A 19,280-nucleotide genomic window follows, 5' to 3' on the forward strand; every position below is an offset into this window, starting at 1 on the left:
ACGCCGGTCGCCCCCGTGGATCGGCCTCTCCAACGCCCGGCCCCGTGTTCCGCGAGCGGTCAGTCGCCGAAGTGCTGGGGCAGGTCTCCGGCATCCCAGAGCGCGTCGAGCTTGGCGAAGAGCGATTCCAAGTCCTTCAGGAGGATGTCGCGCGCCGCTTCGGGGAGTTGGAGGAGCGGGTCATCGAAGCTCGGCCCGGCGTCGGGGCCCGTCCATCCTTTGTGGCGCCGACAGGACGCGCACCACATGTAGGTGATGCGTACGGTGCGGTGGGGTCCCACCCGCCGGTAGACGTACGTTCGCACCGCGACGGCTCCGCATGCCGGGCAGGCGCGCTCACCGGGTTCATCGACGAATCTCGGGCCGGCCAGTAGCTGCTGGACCTGCTCCGCATCGAATTCCCGCACCGCTCGCCCCTCGTCAGCCTGTCCTGGACTTGAACAGCGACAGCATACGTTGGCCGTATTCCTCCGCCGCGTCCTCCGTGCCGCCCCAGATATGACTGGGCGCGACGGTCTCGCCCCACAGCGGCTTCGAATTGAGCGACAGCCGGAACTGCTGATGGTGGTAGATCTCGTGGAAGACGGTGGCGACGCCCTCGTCCATGCTGCGCAGACCCAGGTCGGAGATCTGGATCAACGGCAGCCCCCGGGGCCCGAGTTGGGGTGTGCCGGACACCAGGTGCGGGCTGTTGCCGAAACCGAGTCCGGTCGGCGTGTGGATCTCGGGAACGTGCACGATGTCGTAGTGGCTCACGGACATGTCCGCCTTGCCCAGCGCCATGCGCAACTGCCGGATGCTGATGGGCGCACCGAGCTGGCCGCCGGGAAGGCCCTGCGACGGGCCCCGGAACACGTTGATCAACGAGGAACAGGGTGAGAGGCCGAGCGGATCGGCCAGCACCGTGGGGTTGATGACATCGGCGTAGTCGTCGGGCCCCGGAGCCAGACCGAGCGGATCGGGGCTCAGGTAGCGTCCGGTCTCGGGGTCGAAGTAGCGGTGGTAGTTGTAGTCGAGGCCGGTCTCGGGGTCGTGGTAGCGGCCCGGACTGCGCAGCGGGCAGTCGACCGGGTCCCCTGCGGCCGTCTCCGACGCGGCAGCCGCGGTTTCCTCTTCCGCCGTCCGCGTGGTCTCCGGCAGCCACGGATGACCGCGTCGCCGCCAGGCGACGGCGCCTTCAGGACCGACGAGTTCGGTGGGAGCACCGGCCAGGTCCGTGATGACGGCGAGGAACCGGCGGTCGATCTCTTCCTGCGGCAGGTCCGCCACCGCCTCGGCCGTACGCCTGCTGTGCACCTGCGCGACCGCGCGCGGGCCCTCTCCCAGCAGGCACTCCCAGGTGGTGACCGCTTCCTGGGACCCGGTGACCACGGTGTCCGCCGGCGCGGCCGGGACGCGCACCTGCTCCGCGAGGACCTCTCCGTCCCAGGCGAACCGGACTTCCCCGGCCGCACTGCCGTCCGCCGTCACCAGCTTCTTGGACGTACGGCGTCCCAGCGCGTCGTAGGCGTACGCGGCGACACTGCCGTCCGGGTTGGTGACCGACCGGAGCCGGTCCTCCGCGTCCCACCCGAAGGTCCAGCGCAGCCGACCGCCGGACAGCAGCATCCGGGTCTTGACGGCGACGCGGCCCCGCTCGTCGTACGTGTAGCGGACGCGGCCGGAACGCAGCACCCGCGATCCCGACACCTCAGGAAGCGGCGGACGCCGGTCGTCCGGCCCGGCACCGCGGGGATCACCGGTGTCGACGTCAGTGATCCGCCCGGCGGCATCGAGCGTGAACCGGTGCGTGCCGCCGACGAGTTCGGCTATCTCCGTCGGATATCCGTCGGGCCGGTAGCGGTACCTGCGCTCCTGGACCGGGCGCCCGCTCGCCTCGTCCACGAGGGACTGGACCGTCAGGCGGCCGACCGGGTCCCAGCTCTGCCGCAGCCGGGCCGTCTGCCCCAACCGCCGCTCGGTCTCCCGGCCGTCGCGGTCGTAGGTGAACTGGAGCGACTGGTCGCCCATCCGCAGGCCCACCGGTCGGTTGCCCTCGTCGTAGGTCCACGCACTCTCGACGCCCGAGGGAGTCCGGCGGCCGATCCGGCGTCCCATCGCGTCGTAGCGGCTGGTCATGACCAGCCCGTCGCAGCTCTCGGCGACGAGCCGACCGCCCTCGTCGTAGGTGAACTCCACGACGGCGGAGGCGTTTTCGGCGCGCAGCATGCGACCGGTGGCCGAGTAGGCGAAGACCGCGTCGCCGTCGGGCGTGACCATCCTGGTCACTCGTCCGCCCGCGTCCCGCTCGTAGCCGGTCGTACCCCCGTGGGCGTCGACACTGCCGATGAGCTGCCGCGCGGCGTCGTAACGGTGCGTGCGCGTACGCCCGTTGAAGTCGGTCTCACTGACCAGGTTGCCCACGGCGTCGTAGGTGTACGACCAGGTCAGACCGTCGTCGTCGCGCACCTCGGTCAGTCGCAGCTCGGTGTCGTAGGTGTAGCGCAGACGTGATCCGTCGGGTGCGGTCCGCTCGGCCGGGAGACCGAAGTGCGTCATCGTGAAGCGGTGCACACCGCCCGCCGGATCGCGGTAGGCGACAAGGTCGCCCTCGGCGTCGTACTCCCACTCCTCCGCCGAACCGTCCGGCCGCCTCCGCCACAGCGGCCGGCCCTCGGACGACCAGCCGGTCCTGACGGACTGTCCCGTGTGATCGGTGACCTCCGCGACACGGCCGAAGGCGTCACGGACGTACGCGGATTCCCCGCCGTCGGGGTCCACGACCGCCACGGGCAGCCCGGCCGCGTCGGTCCGTATGCGCCGGGTCGCGCCGAGAGCGTCGGTGACCGACGTCAGCGCGCCGCGGTCGTCGTACGTGTACGCGGTCGTCGCACCGGCCGCGTCCGTGGTGTCCAGCAGATTCCCGTGCGCGTCGAACCGCTGGCCGACCCGCGCCCCGTCCGGATCGACGGCCCGTACGGGAAATCCGAGGTCGTCGTACTCGATCCGTGCGACGGCGCCGTCCGGATAGGTGATGCCGGTGCAGTGGCCCAGGCCGTCGTACGTGTAGCGCGTCGTGCGTCCCAGCGGATCCGTACGGCTCAGCAGCCGGTCGTAGCGGTCCCACGCCGATGTCGTGCTGTGCCCGAAGTGATCGGTCTGCCGGATCAGTTGGCGAGCGACGTTGAACTCGTAGGTCGTCGTGGCGCCGACCGAATCGGTGGCCACCGTCGTCCCCGGCGCGCTGTCGTAGACATAGCTGTAGGCGAGGACGCCGTCGGTTCCCCCGGTGCGGACGCAGCGGCCCTGGTCGTCGTAGGCGTACGTGTACCAGGTGTCGTTGCGGTCCTGCCAGCGGGTGATGCGGCCCCGGTCGTCGTAGCCGAAGGTCAGGGGCACGCCGGAGGAGTCGGTGACGGCGGTGAGGTGGCCGTCGGTGTAGCCGAACGCGCACAGGGCGGGCCGGTCATCGGCGGAAGCCAGGTGGAGGGCGGTGATCCGGCCGTCCGCGGTGCTGACGGCGACGCGGTAGCCGCCGCTGTGGGTGACGTCGACGGGGGCGCCGAGGTCGTCGTACGTGATCACGATCCTGTTGGCGTTGCGGTCGGTGATCTCCGCCAGGGCCAGCCCCCCGCGCGGCTGCGCCCGGAAGTGCAGGGTTCGACCGGTGTCGGGCTGGGCGACGGTCATGGTGCTGCCGGGGGTGCCGTCCCAGGTCAGGGGCCAGCGCGGGCCCTCGACGGGGAGCAGTGGGTGGCCGGGCTCAGGTACCGGGTAGTGCAGGACCATGCCGTCGGCGGTGGTGAACCGCACGCCCTGGTCGTCCAGGACCAGCCGCTGGTCCAGCGTGGACGCCCAGGTCGGCCCGAACCACCGGCCGCCGCGGAACCCGGTGCGATGGGCGCGCTCCAGCAACAGCGGGAGGATGCCGGGCAGATGTACGTCGGTGGCGGACATGACCATCTCACCGGTGGCCATGTCGATGGGGTCGCCCGAGGTGAACAGGCCCTTGATAGTGCGGCCGGCGTCCCGTATCGCTCCCGCGCCCTTGCGGACGCTGTTCGCGATGTTCTCCAGGGCCTTGCCGGATTTGAGGAGGGCGGGGAGTTCGCGGGCCATCTTCAACAGGCCGCCGGCGGTGGTGAGGCCCTTGAACATCGGGATGCAGTCCAGGGCCGCGAACAGCACGTCCCAGAGGCTGGCTTTGCCTTGTAGGTATTTCATGACGGTGTCGGCCAGGACCAGGACGGCGGCGGCCAGGACCAGCCACGCCAGGGGGCCGCCGATGATCAGGACGACGATGCCCAGGACCGCGACGATCACCTTGCAGACCGCGATGATGTCGTCCCAGTGGTCCGCGACCCAGTCGACCGCCTTCTCCCACCAGTGCTTGTTCCTGATCCCCGCGTCGCTCGCTTCGTGCAGCGCGTGCTGGGCTGTGGACGCCGCGTCGTCCCTGAGCTGGGCCGCGTCGGCGGCCAGTTGCTTGGCCGCGTCGAGTTTGGCCTGCGCGCTGTGGACGGCGGTGGAGGCGGTGGTGTGGGCGCTGTTAGCGTCCGTGGCATTACGGGCCGCCGCACGCACCTCCTCCGCCGACGGCGGCGGCACGTCCGGCTTCGGGTCCTCCTGGTAGGACGTCGACTTGTCCTGCGCCCGCTTCACCCACGCATCAGCGTTCGTCAACTGGCTTTGCGCGGTGTCCAGTTCCTGGCGGGCGGTGCGCCCCTGCGCCAGCGCCCGGTCCGCGTCCCCCTGCGCGGTCTCCAGCTTCGGCCAGTAATCATCCAGGGCCCCCGACGCGAGGCGGTAGGACCGCTCCAGCTTGTCCAGCTCACCGGGCAGATCCCCGAACTGCCGCCGGTACGCGTCCCCCGACAGCCCCGCCCACTCCTGGACGACGGTGTCACCGCTCAGACCCCGCACCGACCGCAGCGCCGAGGCGACATCATCGGCGAAATCCCCCAGCTTCCGCGCGAGTTCCCTCACCTCGAACGGATCACCCGGCACCGGATCCCGGTCCAGATCCAGCACATCCCAATCCGTCGGACGCCCCGTCACCCCGCCAGCACCCCCATCAGCCTCGGCGAACGCCCCCATCCTTCCAACGGCCCACAGCCCTCGAAAGACGCCCCTGCTCACTCCGACGTCCCACGGGCAACTCATAGTTCCCGGCGCCCCGGCCCGAGCCGGTCGCTCCGTAGCATGGGGCAGGGGTGGTGGCCCCGGTATCGGCGGGGCCACCACCCCTGTGATGATCCGTCAGATCATCCTGCGCAGAGGGTCAGATTGACGGTGTCGCCCTTGTGGACGACGGTCGGGGCGTGCGGGGAGACGGCGATGACGGTGCCCGGCTTGCAGCCGGGGGAGGCCACCTTGATGACCCGGCCGATCTTGAGCTGGGCCTTGTCCACCAGGACGGGCCTGGCCAAGTCGAGCGTGAAGCCCGCCAGTTGGATGGGGATCTCGCCGTACTGCACGGTGGTGCGGTTCTTGTCGGTCGTGGCGGACGTGTGGGCGGCGGGCCGCGAGTCGTGCGAGCCGCCGGTGGTACCGATGGCCAGGGCGGTGCCGGTGCCGGCCACGACGAGGGCGGTGGCGATACCGGCGATGGCCGTGGCCCGCTTGCGACGGGCCCCGCGCGCGATCGCCGCGGTGTCGAAGTGCGGCGCCTCGGCGCCGTTGACGAAGTCGTTCATGGAGTTCACCAGTTCCTGCTCGAAGGGTGTGTAACCCGTGCAGCCGGAAGGCCGCGAACCGTGTGACGTCATCGTGTTCCTTCCGTGGGCTGCGGCGGCGAAGGGGCGGAGGGCGCGGGGAACCGGCCTCTGAGCTTGTCGATTCCGCGAGTGAGCTGGGACCGTACGGTGCTCAGCGAGATCCCCAGATCGGCTGCGATCTGGGCGTCCGACAGGTCGTGGAAATACCGCAGCACCACGACCGTCCGCATGCGCATCGGCAGACCCTGAAGAGCGCGGACCAACTGGTCCCGGGTGTCCACCTGTCCGTACTGGTCCCCCGGAGCGGCCCTGTCGACGCCGTCCTGATACGGGACCGTACGGCGGAATCTGCGCCATCTGTCGTTGGCCAGATTCACCATGATCCGCCGTACGTACGCGTCCGGGGAGTCCTTGGCGGCGATGGTGCGCCACTTGCGGCACGCCCGTTCCAGAGTCTCCTGGACCAGGTCCTCCGCCGTCTGCCGGTCTCCCGTCAAGACGAGCGCGCCGTGGAACAGTACGGCCGACCGGGCGACGACGAAGGCGTGGAAGTCGTTCTCCACCGGCTCGGGCCCGCTCAGTTCCGTACGCGGTATCCGCTCGGTTGCCAGTTCCAGATCCACACGCTCCTCCCTTCCTGTCACCCCTCCTTGACGTGGAAGCGCCCCCGTCTGCTGCACGGCCCCGGTGTGACCTGGACCACAGGCGTGTGGGTCCTACGTGGTGGGGGTGTCGGTGTCGAGGGTGTTGGTGTGGCGTTCGGTAAGGGGGCCGACGCGGAGGTCCTCGCGCATGAGTTTGCGCATGTCGGCGGCGGCTTTGCCGCGTGCTTCCCAGCGGGCGCGGTCTTCGGTGCTGCCGAGGGCGGTGCCGGCGGCGTAGCCGTCGCAGATGCGGCGCAGGCAGTGGAAGACGTTGTTGGAGGCTTTGACGACGGGTTCGGGTGCGATGAGCCACATGCGTTCCGAGGCGGTGGCGATGCCTGATTCCCGGAAGGCTTCGCGCAGCGCGAACGCCCGTGCGTCGTCGGAGGGGTGGTCCCGTCCGGCCAGGGCCCGCAGGGTCTCGCCGAGCACTTTCACGGTGCTGGTGTACTGCGTGTAGATGTCCAGCCGCAGCCGGAGGGCTTCTTTGTCGTCCTCGCGCTTCCAGCGGTTCCGGTCGGCTATGAGGGTGGCGACGATGCCGATCGCGGCGCCGGCCAGGGTGGAGAGCAGTGGCAACCAGTCCATGCGGGCCACCTTGGGCCATCGCGTGACGGCGGCGCCAGGGGACGCCGGGACAGGACCCGTTGGCCGTCGGTATCCCGCCGCCCGTCCGTATCGCGCCTGCCGTCCAAGGAGTTGACGGCCCGTCACTCCACAGTGGCCGCCGCCGTGTGGAAGGCGTGGCGGACGGCGGTGATGCCGTCGGCGGTGCGGGAGGGGTGGACGCGGTTGGTGAGGAGGACGGCGTAGCGGGCGGTGGCGGGGTCGATCCAGAGGCTGGTGCCGGTGAAGCCGGTGTGGCCGAAGGAGTCGGGGCCGGGGGAGGGGCCTACGGGGGAGCCGACCGGGTCCTGGCCCTGCCAGGCGAGGCCGCGGCGCAGGGCGAGGTGGTCGGTGTGGGGGGCCGTCATCTCGACGAAGGTCTCGGGGCGCAGCAGTTCGCGCGCGCCGCCCGCGAGCGACCGGCCGAGCCGTTCCACGTCCGCGAGAGGGGCGAACAGCCCGGCGTGGCCGCCGACTCCGCCCATGACCACGGCGTTCTCGTCGTGCACCTCGCCCGCCACCACGCGTCCGCGCCAGGGGCAGTCCTCGGTGGCGACGGCCCGCGCGCGGCCCGCCTCGTCCGGGTTGAAGCCGGTGTCCTTCAACCCGAGCGGCGCGCAGACCAGTTGCTCCACGAGTGCGTCCAGCGGTTCGCCCGCCGCGCTCTCGGCGATGAGGCCGAGCAGGATGAAGCCCTGGGAGGAGTACTCGACCCGGGTGTCGGGCGCCGAGCGCGGCGGCAGGAGGCGCAGCGCCTCCAACAGGGCCTCGCGCGTGGGGTGTTCGCGGTAGAGCTGGACCTGGCCCGGCAACCCCGAGGTGTGCGTGAGCAGTTGCCGTACGGTGAGGTCCGCCTTGTCGCCGCCCCGGTAGGCCGGAAGATACCGTCCGACGGTGCCCGCGAGGTCCACCGCCCCGCGGTCGACCAGGGCCATCACGGCGAGGCCGACGACGGGTTTCGTCACCGACGCCAGGTCCCACAATTCGTCGCCGGTGAGGGCGGGTCCGTCCCAGGCGCGGGTGCCGGTCCAGCCGCGGTCCAGCGGACCCGCCGCCGTACCGACGGACCAGGCGGCGCCCGAGTACGCGCGGCGCGTACGCCCGGCGGCGACGATCTCCCCGAGCGCGCTCCCGACGCCAGCCCCGAGCGCGCTCCCGACCCCAGCCCCGCTCCCGACTCCGGCGTCAGCCCCGCCCCCGAACTCGTCCCCGACCCCGCTCACGCCAGCTCACCCGCCTCGGTGTCCACTACAAGAAACGGCGTCGCGGGCACGCTGCCCAAGATGCCTCCCGCCGCGCCGACCGGGCCCCTGCCCGACACACCGCCCGAGCCGCCCACGCGACCCGGGCCGCCCACACCGCCCAGCCCCCCCGACACCGTCCGCGCCGCCGCCCGCACCATCGGACCGAACATCTCCACACTCCGCTCGTCCAGCGTGAAGGTCAGGCCGCGCACGCCGATCGCGCCCACCACCCGCCCCTCGCCGTCGAGGACCGGCGCGGCCACCGACCGTACGTCCGGCTCGTCGTACTCGTCGTCCACGGCGTAACCGGTGCTCGCCGCGTCCCGCAGCAGCGCGCGCAGCTCCGCGGCCTCGGTGAGGGTGCGCGGGGTGCGCGCGGCCAGCGGCCCGGCGTCCAGCAGCGCCGCCGTCTCGTGCGGCGGCAGCGCGGAGAGCATCGCGAGCCCCACCCCGCTGCTGTGCAGCGGGACCCGGCCGCCCGGCCGCCCGCTCATCCGGTACTCGCTGGCGGGCTCGGACTCCGCCAGCAGGACGGCCTCGTCGCCGTGGCGTACGGCGTACTGCGCGAGCAGTCCGGTGCGCCGCCGCAGGTCGGCCAGGACCGGGCGGGCGAGCGCGAGGTCGCGGCTGTCGTGCAGCGCGGCGGCGGCGAGCCCGAGCAGCCGGGGTCCGGCGCGGTAGCTGCCGCCCTCGGCGGGCTGGGCGAAGCCGTACTCGGCCAGCGTTCTCAGATGGCGGTGGACGGTCGGTTTGGTCAGTCCTGTGCGTCGTGCGAGATCGCCCAACCGGTGCGGGCCACCGGTCTGTACGAGCGCTTCGAGCACCTCCATCGCCTTGTCGACGGGACCCTTCGCGGGCTCTTGCTCGCTGGCTCGGGTGTTGACCGCTTTCGACATGTCGCTTAGCTTAACCCAACCGCATTCCATCTGCCGGAACGGATGTGTTGTTCAATGGAACGAATACGTCAAGGGCGGGCCGTGGACCGCAGCCGTCCGCGCCGCCGCGACGTCCTGCGCCTCGGCGGCCTGCTCGTGCCGGCCATCGCCGCGCCCGGGCTGCTGACGGGATGCGGCGCCAACCCGGCGAGCGGCGCGGGCAACGTCCTGCGGGTCTCGCAGCCGGGGGACCCGGTGACCATGGACCCGCAGAAGCAGGGCGACATGGTCTCGATGAACGCCCTGATCAACATGTTCGACACCCTCACCACCCGCGGGCAGGACAACACCCTCCACCCGCGGCTCGCGCTGACGTGGACGGCGCGCGACGAGCGCACCTGGCGGTTCACGCTCCGCCCCGGCGTGACGTTCCACAACGGCGAGGTGTGCGACGCGGCGGCGGTCAAGTTCTCCATCGAGCGGCTGCTCGACCCCAAGACCAAGTCACCGATCGTCGAACTGCGGTACGTGAAGAGCGTCTCGGTGGTCGACCCGCTCACCATCGACGTCCACACCACGCTGCACGACCCGATCCTGCCCGACAAACTCTCCCTGTTCGGCGGCGTCGTCGTGCCGCCGCGCTACCTCGCGGAGGTCGGCGACCGGGGCTTCGCGGCCCACCCCGTCGGCACCGGGCCCTTCACGTTCGTCAGTTGGCAGCGCGACCACGAACTGCGCATGCGGGCCTACCCGAAGCACTGGTCAGGCCGCCCGCACGTGGACGAACTGGTCTTCCGTCCGGCGCCCAACGCCTCGTCCTCGCTCGCCGCACTCCAGAGCGGCGGCGTCGACCTCGTCGCCGGACTCACCCCCGACGCCGCGCAGCAGCTCGACGGCTACCCCGGCGTCACCCTGGACGCCTACACCGGCATCCGCACCTCGTACCTGTCCCTGAACACCCTGGAGAAGGGGCCGCTCAGCGACCGGCGGGTGCGCCAGGCCCTCAACCACGCCATCGACGTACCCCTGTTGATCAAGGCGGTGCTCGGCGGCAAGGCGCGCGAGGTGCCCGCGATGATCCCGCACGGCGCCTTCGGCTTCGACCCCTCGGTCAAGCCGTTCACCCGCTCGGTGGAGACCGCCCGCGCGCTGCTCGCCGACGCCGGATACCCGCACGGCTTCAGCACCACGCTCACCGCCTCCAACAACGACTCCAACGTCGCCGAGGCGCTGTCCGGACTCCTCTCCAAGGCCGGTGTACGCGCCAAGGTCAGCCTTCTCGACCCCGGCACGTACGCCAGCCGGCTCACCTCCACCAACCACTCGGCGCTCGGCCCGATGTACCTGGCCGCCAGCACCATCTGGACGCTGGACGGCGAGAGCATGATCCAGTCGAACGTCCGCAGCGACCGCAGGCAGAGCCGCTGGCACTCGAAGGAGGCGGACCGCCTCGTCGACATCGAGGAACTCTCCGTCGATCCCGCCAAGCGCACCAAGGCGTTCGCCGACCTGCAACGGCTGATGCAGCAAGAAGCGCCGTTCGTCTTCCTCTACCAGCTCGACAACATCTACGCCCGCAACCGACGGCCGCGTTGGAAGCCGGGCCCCGCAGGCGTCCTCGACATGTCGAGCGCGGAGGTCTCCCGATGACCGACATCTCCCTCCAGCGGCGGCCGTCCGCCGCCGACGGCGAGCCGCGGGAACGCACCCGCGACCGCGCGGGACTGCGGCTGCTGCGCACCGTCCTGCTCAGGCTCGGCACCGCGCTGCTGGTCCTGCTCTGCACGGCGACCGTCTCGTTCTTCCTCGTCCGGCTCTCCGGCGACCCCGTCAAGCTGCTGCTGCCGCCCGACGCGACGGCCCAGCAAGAAGCCGTACTGCGCGGGTCGTTGGGCCTGGACCGGCCGCTGTTCACCCAGTACCTCGACTTCCTGTGGGGGCTGCCGCGCCTGGACTTCGGCAACTCCCTCTTCTACAACGAGCCGGTACGCACCGTGCTCGCCGACCGGCTGCCCGCCACGCTCCAACTGGCCGCCGCCGCACTGGTGGTGACGCTCGTCGTCGCGGTCCCCGCGGGCATCTTCGCGGCGATGCGCCGCGGCCGGGCCTCCGACCGCACCGTGATGACCGGCGTGCTGCTCGGCCAGTCGACCCCGCCGTTCTGGGTCGGCATCCTGCTGATCCTGGTCTTCGCCGTCGGACTGCACGCGCTGCCCGCCTCCGGCTACGGCACGTTCGCCAACCTCGTGCTGCCCGCGGTCACCCTGGCCGTGTACTCCGTCGCCGTCGTCGCGCGGCTGCTGCGCTCCTCGCTGATCGACGTCCTGTCCTCCGACCACATCCGCACCGCCCGCGCCAAGGGCTTCGGCCCGGTCAAGGTGGTGCTCACCCACGGCCTGCGCAACGCGTCGCTGCCGGTGGTGACCGTGGTCGGCCTGGAGGTCGGCAGCCTGCTGGGCGGCGCGATCCTCACCGAACAGGTCTTCTCCTGGCCCGGCGTCGGACAGCTGACGATCGAGGCCATCTCGCACCGCGACTTCCCGCTCGTCCAGGCCACCGTGCTGTTCTTCGCCGCCACCTTCGTCGTGGTGAACCTGCTCGTCGACCTCTCCTACAGCTTCCTCGACCCGAGGGTGAGGACGTCCCGATGACCGTCACATCACCGGCCGTCGCCGCACCGGCGACGACGGCGGGGCCCGGCCCGCGCACCGCCGCCCTGCGGACCCTGCTGCGCAACAAGCTCGCCGTCGTCGCGCTCGCCGTACTCACGGTCATGCTGGTCTTCGCGGTCTTCGCACCGCTGATCGCCCCGCACGACCCCAACGCCCAGGACCTGCTGCTCCGGCTGAAGCCGCCCGCCTGGCAGTCCGGGGGCAGCGGCGCCCATCTGCTCGGCACCGACCAGCTCGGCCGCGACATGCTCTCCCGCGTCATCTACGGCACCCGGATCTCGCTGCTGGTCGGCGCGGGCGCGGCGCTGCTCGCCGGAGTGATCGGAACCGCCGTCGGACTCGCCTCCGGCTACTTCGGCGGCTGGCTCGACCGCGTGCTCATGCGGCTCGCCGACGTCCAACTGGCCTTCCCCTCCATCCTGCTGGCCCTGGCCGTCGTCGGTTTCCTCGGCTCCGGGCTCTGGTACGTGATCCTCGTGCTCGGCTTCACCGGCTGGGTCTCGTACGCCCGCGTCGTGCGCTCCGAGGTGATGTCGCTGCGCTCGCGCGACTTCATCACCGAGGCCCGCGCGATCGGTGTCACCGACGGCGCGATCATGCGCCGCCACCTGCTGCCCAACGTGATGGCGCCGCTGGCCACCATCGGCACGCTGCACATCGCGGCGGCCATCGTCGCCGAGGCGTCGCTGAGCTATCTCGGACTCGGCGTGCCCAAGGAGACCGTCACCTGGGGCTCGATGCTCGCCGACGGCCAGCTCTACCTCGGCACCTCCTGGTGGGTCGCGGTGTTCCCGGGCATCGCCCTGATGGTCACCTCGCTCGCCGTCAACATCACCGGCGACGCCCTGCGCGACGTCGCGGACCCGAAGGCGTACCGCCGATGACAACCGACCGCACGAGGCCGACCGACCGCACGAGGCCGAGCGACCCTACGAGGCCGACCGACCGCACGACACGGGCCGGGGTCGCACCCGCCCGCCCCGAACCCGTTCTCGAAATCACCGATCTGAGCGTCGACTTCAGGCTCGACAGCTCCACCGTGCACGCCGTCCAGGGCGTCAGCCTCCAGGTCGGCGCGGGCGAAACCCTCGCCGTGGTGGGGGAGTCGGGCAGCGGCAAGACGGCCACCGCGCTGTCGGTGCTCCGCCTCAACCCCGAGCCGCCGTGCGTGTACGCGGGCGGCGAGATCCGCTTCGGGGGACGCGACCTGCTCGCCGTGGGCGAGAAGGAACTCCGCGCGGTCCGCGGCCACGACATCGCCATGATCTTCCAGGACCCGATGACCAGCCTCGACCCGCTCCAGCGGGTCGGCGCCCAGGTCGCCGAAGTGCTCAGGCACCACAGGGGCGTCTCCCGCGCCGAGGCCAAGGAGGCGGCCGTCGCCGCGCTGGACGAGGTCGGCATCCCCGACCCCGAGCGGCGCTACCGGCAGTATCCGCACGAGATGTCCGGCGGCCTGCGCCAGCGCGTGATGATCGCGACGGCGCTGGTCGGACGGCCGCGCGTGCTCATCGCCGACGAGCCGACCACCGCGCTCGACGTCACCGTGCAGCGGCAGATCCTCGACCTGCTCGTCGCACTCCAGGAACAGCACGGCATGGCCGTCGTGCTGATCACCCACGACCTCGGAGTCGTCGCGGAGACGGCCGACCGGGTCGTGGTCATGAACGCGGGCCGGGTCGTGGAGAGCGGGGACGTCATGGACGTCTTCGACCACCCCGCCGAGGACTACACACGGCGGCTGCTGGACGCCACCCCACGATTGGAGTCGGCATGACGCTGCTCGAACTCGACGGACTGCGCAAGGAGTTCGGCGGCAGGCCGGTCCATGTGGCGGTCGACGACGTGTCCTTGACCGTGACCGAGGGCGAAACCCTCGCCCTGGTGGGCGAGTCGGGCTGCGGCAAGACCACCCTGACCCGGCTGCTGCTCCGGCTGATGGAGCCGACCGCCGGAAGCGTCCGGTTCGACGGCCAGGATCTCGCCGCCCTCTCCCCGGCCCAACTGCGATCCGTACGGCGCCAGATGCAGGTCGTCCTCCAGGACCCGTACTCCAGCATGAACCCGCGCATGCGGATCTCCGACATCGTCGCCGAACCGCTGATCACCCACGATCCGGACGCCCGCGGCAGACGCGGCCGGGCACGTACCCGCGAACGCGTGGGCGAGCTGCTGGAGTCGGTGGGCCTGCCCGCGACGATCCAGGACCGCTACCCGCACGAGTTCTCCGGCGGTCAGCGCCAGCGCGTGTCGATCGCCCGCGCGCTCGCCCTCGAACCGAGGCTCGTGGTGCTCGACGAACCCACCAGCGCGCTCGACGTCTCCGTGCAGGCGCAGGTGCTCGACCTCCTGGCGGAGCTGCAACAGCGGCTCGGCCTCACCTATGTCTTCGTCTCGCACAACCTCGCCGTCGTCCGGCAGGTGGCCGACCGGGTCGCCGTCATGCGGCACGGCAAGCTGGTGGAGGTCGGCGCCGCGGCCGATGTTTTCGGCGATCCGCAGCACCCGTACACCCGGCAGCTGCTGGACGCCGTGCCCGTACCCGACCCGCGCCGCGCCCGCCGTACGCGGTCCCGCCCCCGTACGGAGGCGGTCTAGAGGTGGGGTCCGAAGCGGGACCGGAGATGCGGCGTGTGGTGCGTCCGGAGGCGGGTTCGGCGACGGGGCCGGGCCTAGAGGTGGGAGAGCACCAGCCCCGCGCCGCCCAGCAGCGCCACATCGTCCACGGCCGCGCCGCTCACCAGCACCTGCGGCAGCTCGGCTCCCGCGGAGGCCCCGGCCGAGGCGACGTCGGAGCGCAGCCGTTCCTCGATCAGCGTCCGGAACCGTTCACCGCCCTCGCGCGCCTCGCCGTGCAGGACGAACAGCCCGGGCGCGAACAAGTGCTGGACGTTGATCAGCCCCAGGGCGACGTTCTCCGCGTACTCCTCGACCGTCCGGCGGGCCGCCTCGTCGTCGCGCTCCACCAGCGCGGCGAGGGTGGCGCCGTCGCCGAGCCCGGCCGCCCGCGCGCGCTCGCGCAGCCAGCGCGTGGTGGCCACCGTCTTCCAGCAGCCGCGCCCGCCGCAGGTGCACGCCTCGCCGCTGGCCGACACCGTCATATGGGCGCCGCTGCGGCCGCCGGCCGGGGCCAGCACCTGGCCGTCGTACAGGATGCCGACGCCCAGCACCTCACCGGTGGACACCGACGCGAACGTACGGCGGCCACGCCCGGCGCCGAACCACCGGTCGCCGAGCACCTGGAGCCTGGCCCGGTGCTCGACCCGTACCGGGGCGCCGGTCAGCGCCGCGAGCCGGGCGGTCACCGGATAGCCGTGCAGCGCCGGTACGTCGTTGACCTCGGTGATCAGACCGGCGCCGGGATCGACGATCCCGGCCGCCGCCACCCCGACCCCGACCGGTTCGTACCCGGCGAAGACCTCGGCGGCCAGCGCGAGCGCCGCGTCGATGTCGGCGGGCAGGGCCGTGGCGGCGTCGTACGACGCCTCGGCCCGGCGCAGCACCGCGCCGGACATCGTCAGCACCGCCGCCCGGACCCGTCCGGGCACCAGTTCGACAGCTCCGAGCGTCCGCGGCGGCCGGGGCGCGACCGTCCCCGGCGCGGGCTCGGGCACCAGCCGCAACGGAGAACCTTCATGGACCATGCGCCGACTCTGCCACGACACGGTTTCCGGGAGGTAGCGCTGTGAGAGATCTGACCCGGCTGACCTGGCGCGAAGTCCGCGGGGCCGGGGCGACCGGAATCGCCCTGCTGCCCATCGGATCGCAGGAGCAGCACGCCGCCCACCTGCCGATGGGCACCGACACGCTCCTCGCCGAGGCCGTCCTCGACGCCGCCGCCGCGCTGCTCGACCGGGACCCGACGCCCTCGGAGCTCGTACGGCTGCCCGCCCTCCCGTTCGGCCACAGCCCGCACCACCTGTTCGCCGCCGCCGTCTCGCTGTCCGCCGCCACGCTCGGCGCCGTACTCGACGATGTCCTGGACTCCCTGGTGACCAGCGGTTACCGGCGGATCATGGTCGTCAACGGGCACGGCGGCAACGACGAGATCATGCGGCTGGCCGTGAAGCGCTTCGCGCTGCGCGCCGACGTCACCGTCGCGGCCTGCTCGTACTGGACGGTCACGTCCGGTGACGGCGAGCCCGACGGGGGCAGGCCCGAGGTGACTCCGGGGCACGCGGGCTGGTTCGAGACCTCCCTGATGCTCGCCGCCCACCCGGAGCTCGTCCGTACCCCGGTCGCCGCCCGCGCCCCGGTCGAACCGCCGCCGCTCTTCGACAACCCGCCGTATCCGGGCCTGACCGTGGAGCGCCACGGCGAGTGGGCGCGGGTCGGCGGATCGACCGACGACGCCTCCGGCGCGGACGCGGGGGCCGGGCGCCGGCTGCTGGCCGACCGGGCGGTGGGGCTCGCGCGGGCGATCAGGGCTTTTGACGAGGCGACGGCGGGGGCTTTTGACGAGGCGACCGCGGGGGCTTTTGACGCGGTCACCGTACCCGCGGCCGACGACGTGACCACTGTCCCCGCGGCCGACGCGGCCACCGCTGTCCCCGACGCGGCCACCATCCGAGCTGAGGAGAAGAATGAAGATCACTGACGTCGACGTATGGGTGGTCAATCTGCCCCTGCTCAACCCGTTCACCAGCTCCTTCGAGACCAAGACCGGGGAGACCAGGACGGTCGTGCGGATCCGCACCGACGACGGTGTCGAGGGCTGGGGCGAGACGATGTGGGGCCGGCCCGTGGCGGCGATCGTCCGGGCGATGGCCGACGATCTGATCGGCACCAGCCCGTTCGCCCTGGAGAGCTTCCACCGCAAGCAGCACATGGTGCCCTTCTTCCACGGCTACCTCGGGTACGCGGCGATCGCCGCCCTCGACGTGGCCTGCTGGGACGCCATGGGCCAGGCCACCGGCCAGTCGCTCACCGACCTGCTGGGCGGTCCCGTACGCGACGAGGTGCCGATCACCGCCCTGGTGACCCGCGCCGACGCGCCCGGCGCGAGCGCCGCCGCCCTGCCGGGACAGCTCGCCGAGCACGCGACGCGGGTGGTCGAGGAGGGCGGCTTCAGCGCCGTCAAACTCAAGGGCACCACCGATGTCGCGGGCGACGTGGCCATCCTGCGGGCGCTGCGCACCGCCCTGCCCGGCATCAATCTGCGGGTGGACCCGAACGCGGCCTGGTCCGTCCCGGACTCGGTACGCGCCGGGATCGCCCTTGAGGAGCTGGACCTCGAATACCTGGAGGACCCCTGCGTCGGCATCGAGGGCATGAGCCAGGTGAAGGCGAAGGTCCGGATACCGCTGTGCACCAACATGTGCGTCGTACGGTTCGAGGACTTCGCCCCCGCGATGCGGCTCAACGCGGTCGACGTCATCCACGGCGACGTCTACAAGTGGGGCGGTATCGCCGCCACCAAGGCGCTCGCCGCCCACTGCGAGACGTTCGGGCTCGGCATGAACCTGCACAGCGGCGGTGAGCTGGGCATCGCGACGGCCGCGCATCTCGCGGTCGTCTCCAGCACCCCCGTGCTCTCCCGCGCGATCGACAGCATGTACTACCTGCACGCCGATGACATCATCGAGCCGCTGCACCTCGCGGACGGCCGTCTGCGAGTACCCACAGGGCCCGGCCTGGGAGTCAGCGTGGACGAGGACAAGCTGCGCCACTTCGCCGAGGCCAACGAGCGGGACGGGGATCTGACCGGATGACCAAGGAAGCGGTACACACCGCCCACGCGCCCCAGCCCGCGGGCGCCTACAGCCAGGGCGTCGTCGCCGGCGGCTTCCTCTACACGGCCGGCTTCGGCCCCAAGGACCCCCTCACCGGCGAGGTCCCCGAACTCGTCGGCGACCAGACCCGCCAGGTCCTCCGCAACCTCACCGCCGTCCTCGCCGAGCGCGGCCTCACCCTCGACGACGTCGTCAAGGTCACGGTCCACCTCCAGCACCTCCACCGCGACTTCGCCGCCTTCGACGCCGCCTACCGCCCCTTCTTCACCGCCCCCTACCCCGTCCGCACCACCGTCGGCTCCGACCTCATGAACATCCTCGTGGAAATCGACGTCGTCGCCCTCCTCCCGACCTGACCCCGCCCGGGCTCCGCCGTCGGGTGCATACGACGGCCTTGTCCGACATGCCAGAACGTCGTTGGCCCCCGCTGAGAGCAGCGGGGGCCACGGCATGCGTTCCTGATCCGGACCTGCTGGTCAAGAGGGGGTGTGGGACTGCCGACGTAGACGCAGTCGATCAGGTAGAACATCGCCAACCGTCGTGCTTCCGGTTCAAGTCCACCGTTCTCGCGCATGGCCGAATTCGAGCGACGGAGCAGGTCGGGCTCGGCGTCGATCCGGGCGAGAATGCGGTCGATGACGTATCCGTCGAGGAGTTCGCAGCAATGTTCGCGTGCTCCGCGGACTCTTCGCCCCGCAACTCGGGCAGCCGTCGCACTCTTCAGAACCGAAGAGATCATCTGATTCCTCGTCTGCCTGCTGTGCGGACATGAAACAAGGCGCCACCCACATGATCTCCGGTTTGCTCAATTCCAAGTCGTCGGCAGACGACAGATCGAGGTCATTCCAGGTACGCGTTGCGGCCCCGTCGTCCGTTCCGCAGTCCGGGGGCGGCATCTCGGAGCGCATGAGGGATGCCAGGGTCACCAGATGCGGCTCCCAGTCGAGTGCGCTGTGCAGCAGGGTGGCGAGTCCGTCCCCTCTGCGCTTCCAGAAGATGAGGTCCTCGTCGAGTCCATTGACGAAGTGCATAACGTGGTCAGTCGGCTCGAAGTCGATCCCGGACATCTCTCCCAGGTGGGTGAGAGCGGCCTGCCTGCCCCGGTAACGTCCAGCCTGGCGTTGGGCGTGTGCGACGAACGACGCCATGGTGCCGTCAGCCAGTACCGAATTGGTGCTGACACCGATCGCCTTCGGACGCTTGAAGGGTCCGGATCGGCGGAGCTGCTGTGTTGCGTTCGCCCAGAAGAGCCTCTTGCTGTCCGGCTCATACACCACGCAGCAGACCGGGACGTTCCCGTCCGCCCATGTGTCGCCGTGGTGGCCGACAGGCACCGCTCAGCCGTTGGCGCGACGCCACTTTTCCCCGCCCTTGACCTCAAGGAGGCCGGGCACCGCGTTCACGGCCGCCTGGCCCACGCGCCGACCCATCGAGATCTTCGGCATGCTTTCCCTCCGGAGGTTCCTCTCTCGGCCTGCAGGAGCCCCGAGGCCATGTCGTCCGTGCGATCTTGCCCCACACCTCGGACAAGAGGCCCCGTCTGCGGGCAGATCACGCCTTATGACGGCTGGGGCCAGGGAGGGACGACGGTCCGGTCCTCGCCATGCGATCCGTCACCATCTGCCGGTGGTGGACGCGAGATCCGAGCCCATGAGGGGTTGCCCCCAAACTGACGGAGCCAACTGCCTCATCGTGAGATTGGTGCAGGTAACACACCACCCCCAGCAGTACCCGCTCGGCCAGCGGCAGACACCCTGGCCGCCCCAGCCGCGGCCCCTCACCGCCCCACGCCCGCTCAGCCCTCAACACCC

16 protein-coding genes and 2 pseudogenes are annotated in these 19,280 nt (G+C 71.2%); 8 read left to right on the forward strand and 10 right to left on the reverse strand.

Features of this window, described 5'->3' with window-relative positions:
- Positions 1 to 59 precede the first annotated feature (59 nt).
- The 7 genes from ACIQCJ_RS01835 to ACIQCJ_RS01865 form a co-directional block, all read right to left on the reverse strand.
- Positions 60 to 305, reverse strand: coding sequence for a hypothetical protein (locus ACIQCJ_RS01835; RefSeq protein WP_402710388.1), 246 nt, complete (start codon positions 303 to 305; stop codon positions 60 to 62).
- Between the two features lie 115 nt (positions 306 to 420).
- Complete coding sequence (locus ACIQCJ_RS01840) at positions 421 to 5,010, reverse strand: DUF6531 domain-containing protein (RefSeq protein ID WP_402710389.1); 4,590 nt, start codon at positions 5,008 to 5,010, stop codon at positions 421 to 423.
- A gap of 233 nt (positions 5,011 to 5,243) precedes the next feature.
- Entirely contained in the window at positions 5,244 to 5,747 is a 504-nt protein-coding gene (locus ACIQCJ_RS01845; RefSeq protein ID WP_401718370.1) for a hypothetical protein, read from the reverse strand.
- Positions 5,744 to 6,313, reverse strand: coding sequence for a SigE family RNA polymerase sigma factor (locus ACIQCJ_RS01850; protein WP_355336418.1), 570 nt, complete (start codon positions 6,311 to 6,313; stop codon positions 5,744 to 5,746). Before ACIQCJ_RS01850 ends, ACIQCJ_RS01845 begins: the two co-directional genes overlap by 4 nt.
- Before the next feature lie 99 nt (positions 6,314 to 6,412).
- Positions 6,413 to 6,928: a hypothetical protein gene (locus tag ACIQCJ_RS01855; protein ID WP_402710390.1), complete on the reverse strand. Its 516-nt coding sequence runs from the start codon at positions 6,926 to 6,928 to the stop codon at positions 6,413 to 6,415.
- A 122-nt stretch (positions 6,929 to 7,050) separates the two neighbouring features.
- The gene (locus tag ACIQCJ_RS01860) at positions 7,051 to 8,061 is read right to left on the reverse strand and encodes a serine hydrolase domain-containing protein (RefSeq protein ID WP_402710846.1); all 1,011 of its coding nucleotides are present in this window, start codon (positions 8,059 to 8,061) and stop codon (positions 7,051 to 7,053) included.
- A gap of 104 nt (positions 8,062 to 8,165) precedes the next feature.
- Positions 8,166 to 9,086 (reverse strand): IclR family transcriptional regulator, encoded by a 921-nt coding sequence (locus tag ACIQCJ_RS01865; RefSeq protein WP_355335815.1) that lies wholly within the window; start codon positions 9,084 to 9,086, stop codon positions 8,166 to 8,168.
- A 54-nt stretch (positions 9,087 to 9,140) separates the two neighbouring features.
- On the opposite strand from ACIQCJ_RS01865, the gene ACIQCJ_RS01870 reads away from it, so the two are divergent.
- Genes ACIQCJ_RS01870 through ACIQCJ_RS01890 form a run of 5 tightly spaced genes read left to right on the forward strand, consistent with a single transcriptional unit; the run spans position 9,141 to position 14,335 of the window.
- Complete coding sequence (locus tag ACIQCJ_RS01870) at positions 9,141 to 10,715, forward strand: ABC transporter substrate-binding protein (protein ID WP_401850989.1); 1,575 nt, start codon at positions 9,141 to 9,143, stop codon at positions 10,713 to 10,715.
- On the forward strand, positions 10,712 to 11,716 hold the full coding sequence (locus tag ACIQCJ_RS01875; protein ID WP_355335820.1) for an ABC transporter permease: 1,005 nt from the start codon (positions 10,712 to 10,714) through the stop codon (positions 11,714 to 11,716). Before ACIQCJ_RS01870 ends, ACIQCJ_RS01875 begins: the two co-directional genes overlap by 4 nt.
- A complete protein-coding gene (locus tag ACIQCJ_RS01880) occupies positions 11,713 to 12,621 on the forward strand; it encodes an ABC transporter permease (protein ID WP_402710391.1) in 909 nt (302 codons plus the stop codon). The genes ACIQCJ_RS01875 and ACIQCJ_RS01880 overlap by 4 nt, the downstream gene beginning before the upstream one ends.
- Positions 12,618 to 13,514 carry an ATP-binding cassette domain-containing protein gene (locus ACIQCJ_RS01885; RefSeq protein ID WP_402710393.1) on the forward strand — a complete coding sequence of 299 codons (897 nt, stop codon included), beginning with the start codon at positions 12,618 to 12,620 and terminating at the stop codon, positions 13,512 to 13,514. Before ACIQCJ_RS01880 ends, ACIQCJ_RS01885 begins: the two co-directional genes overlap by 4 nt.
- The gene (locus tag ACIQCJ_RS01890) at positions 13,511 to 14,335 is read left to right on the forward strand and encodes an ATP-binding cassette domain-containing protein (protein ID WP_355335829.1); all 825 of its coding nucleotides are present in this window, start codon (positions 13,511 to 13,513) and stop codon (positions 14,333 to 14,335) included. Before ACIQCJ_RS01885 ends, ACIQCJ_RS01890 begins: the two co-directional genes overlap by 4 nt.
- Before the next feature lie 74 nt (positions 14,336 to 14,409).
- Here ACIQCJ_RS01890 and ACIQCJ_RS01895 read toward each other — a convergent pair whose 3' ends face one another.
- Positions 14,410 to 15,381 (reverse strand): ROK family protein, encoded by a 972-nt coding sequence (locus ACIQCJ_RS01895; RefSeq protein WP_355335832.1) that lies wholly within the window; start codon positions 15,379 to 15,381, stop codon positions 14,410 to 14,412.
- A gap of 41 nt (positions 15,382 to 15,422) precedes the next feature.
- Here ACIQCJ_RS01895 and ACIQCJ_RS01900 point away from each other — a divergent pair.
- From ACIQCJ_RS01900 to ACIQCJ_RS01910, 3 genes and pseudogenes are all read left to right on the forward strand, one after another.
- Positions 15,423 to 16,181 (forward strand): annotated as a pseudogene (locus ACIQCJ_RS01900) (creatininase family protein); the annotation flags it as partial.
- A 139-nt stretch (positions 16,182 to 16,320) separates the two neighbouring features.
- Entirely contained in the window at positions 16,321 to 17,448 is a 1,128-nt protein-coding gene (locus ACIQCJ_RS01905) for an enolase C-terminal domain-like protein (protein ID WP_355335835.1), read from the forward strand.
- Positions 17,445 to 17,825 carry a Rid family hydrolase gene (locus ACIQCJ_RS01910; protein WP_355335837.1) on the forward strand — a complete coding sequence of 127 codons (381 nt, stop codon included), beginning with the start codon at positions 17,445 to 17,447 and terminating at the stop codon, positions 17,823 to 17,825. Before ACIQCJ_RS01905 ends, ACIQCJ_RS01910 begins: the two co-directional genes overlap by 4 nt.
- 195 nt (positions 17,826 to 18,020) lie before the next feature.
- Here the strand turns inward: ACIQCJ_RS01910 and ACIQCJ_RS01915 are convergent, their stop codons facing one another.
- Positions 18,021 to 18,746, reverse strand: coding sequence for a hypothetical protein (locus ACIQCJ_RS01915; RefSeq protein ID WP_402710394.1), 726 nt, complete (start codon positions 18,744 to 18,746; stop codon positions 18,021 to 18,023).
- Between the two features lie 396 nt (positions 18,747 to 19,142).
- Positions 19,143 to 19,263: pseudogene (locus ACIQCJ_RS01920) on the reverse strand (IS5/IS1182 family transposase); the annotation flags it as partial.
- Positions 19,264 to 19,280 lie beyond the last annotated feature (17 nt).

It is taken from the genome of Streptomyces sp. NPDC093221 (assembly GCF_044753885.1).
Lineage (GTDB): Bacteria > Actinomycetota > Actinomycetes > Streptomycetales > Streptomycetaceae > Actinacidiphila.

Excerpts from the sequence above, each read along its gene's own strand:
- ACIQCJ_RS01875 (WP_355335820.1), top strand. The coding sequence starts at position 10,712 with ATGACCGACATCTCCCTCCAGCGGCGGCCGTCCGCCGCCGACGGCGAG.
- ACIQCJ_RS01865 (WP_355335815.1), bottom strand. The coding sequence starts at position 9,086 with ATGTCGAAAGCGGTCAACACCCGAGCCAGCGAGCAAGAGCCCGCGAAG.
- ACIQCJ_RS01855 (WP_402710390.1), bottom strand. The coding sequence starts at position 6,928 with ATGGACTGGTTGCCACTGCTCTCCACCCTGGCCGGCGCCGCGATCGGC.
- ACIQCJ_RS01885 (WP_402710393.1), top strand. The coding sequence starts at position 12,618 with ATGACAACCGACCGCACGAGGCCGACCGACCGCACGAGGCCGAGCGAC.
- ACIQCJ_RS01845 (WP_401718370.1), bottom strand. The coding sequence starts at position 5,747 with ATGACGTCACACGGTTCGCGGCCTTCCGGCTGCACGGGTTACACACCC.
- ACIQCJ_RS01870 (WP_401850989.1), top strand. The coding sequence starts at position 9,141 with ATGGAACGAATACGTCAAGGGCGGGCCGTGGACCGCAGCCGTCCGCGC.
- ACIQCJ_RS01890 (WP_355335829.1), top strand. The coding sequence starts at position 13,511 with ATGACGCTGCTCGAACTCGACGGACTGCGCAAGGAGTTCGGCGGCAGG.
- ACIQCJ_RS01895 (WP_355335832.1), bottom strand. The coding sequence starts at position 15,381 with ATGGTCCATGAAGGTTCTCCGTTGCGGCTGGTGCCCGAGCCCGCGCCG.
- ACIQCJ_RS01880 (WP_402710391.1), top strand. The coding sequence starts at position 11,713 with ATGACCGTCACATCACCGGCCGTCGCCGCACCGGCGACGACGGCGGGG.
- ACIQCJ_RS01910 (WP_355335837.1), top strand. The coding sequence starts at position 17,445 with ATGACCAAGGAAGCGGTACACACCGCCCACGCGCCCCAGCCCGCGGGC.
- ACIQCJ_RS01905 (WP_355335835.1), top strand. The coding sequence starts at position 16,321 with ATGAAGATCACTGACGTCGACGTATGGGTGGTCAATCTGCCCCTGCTC.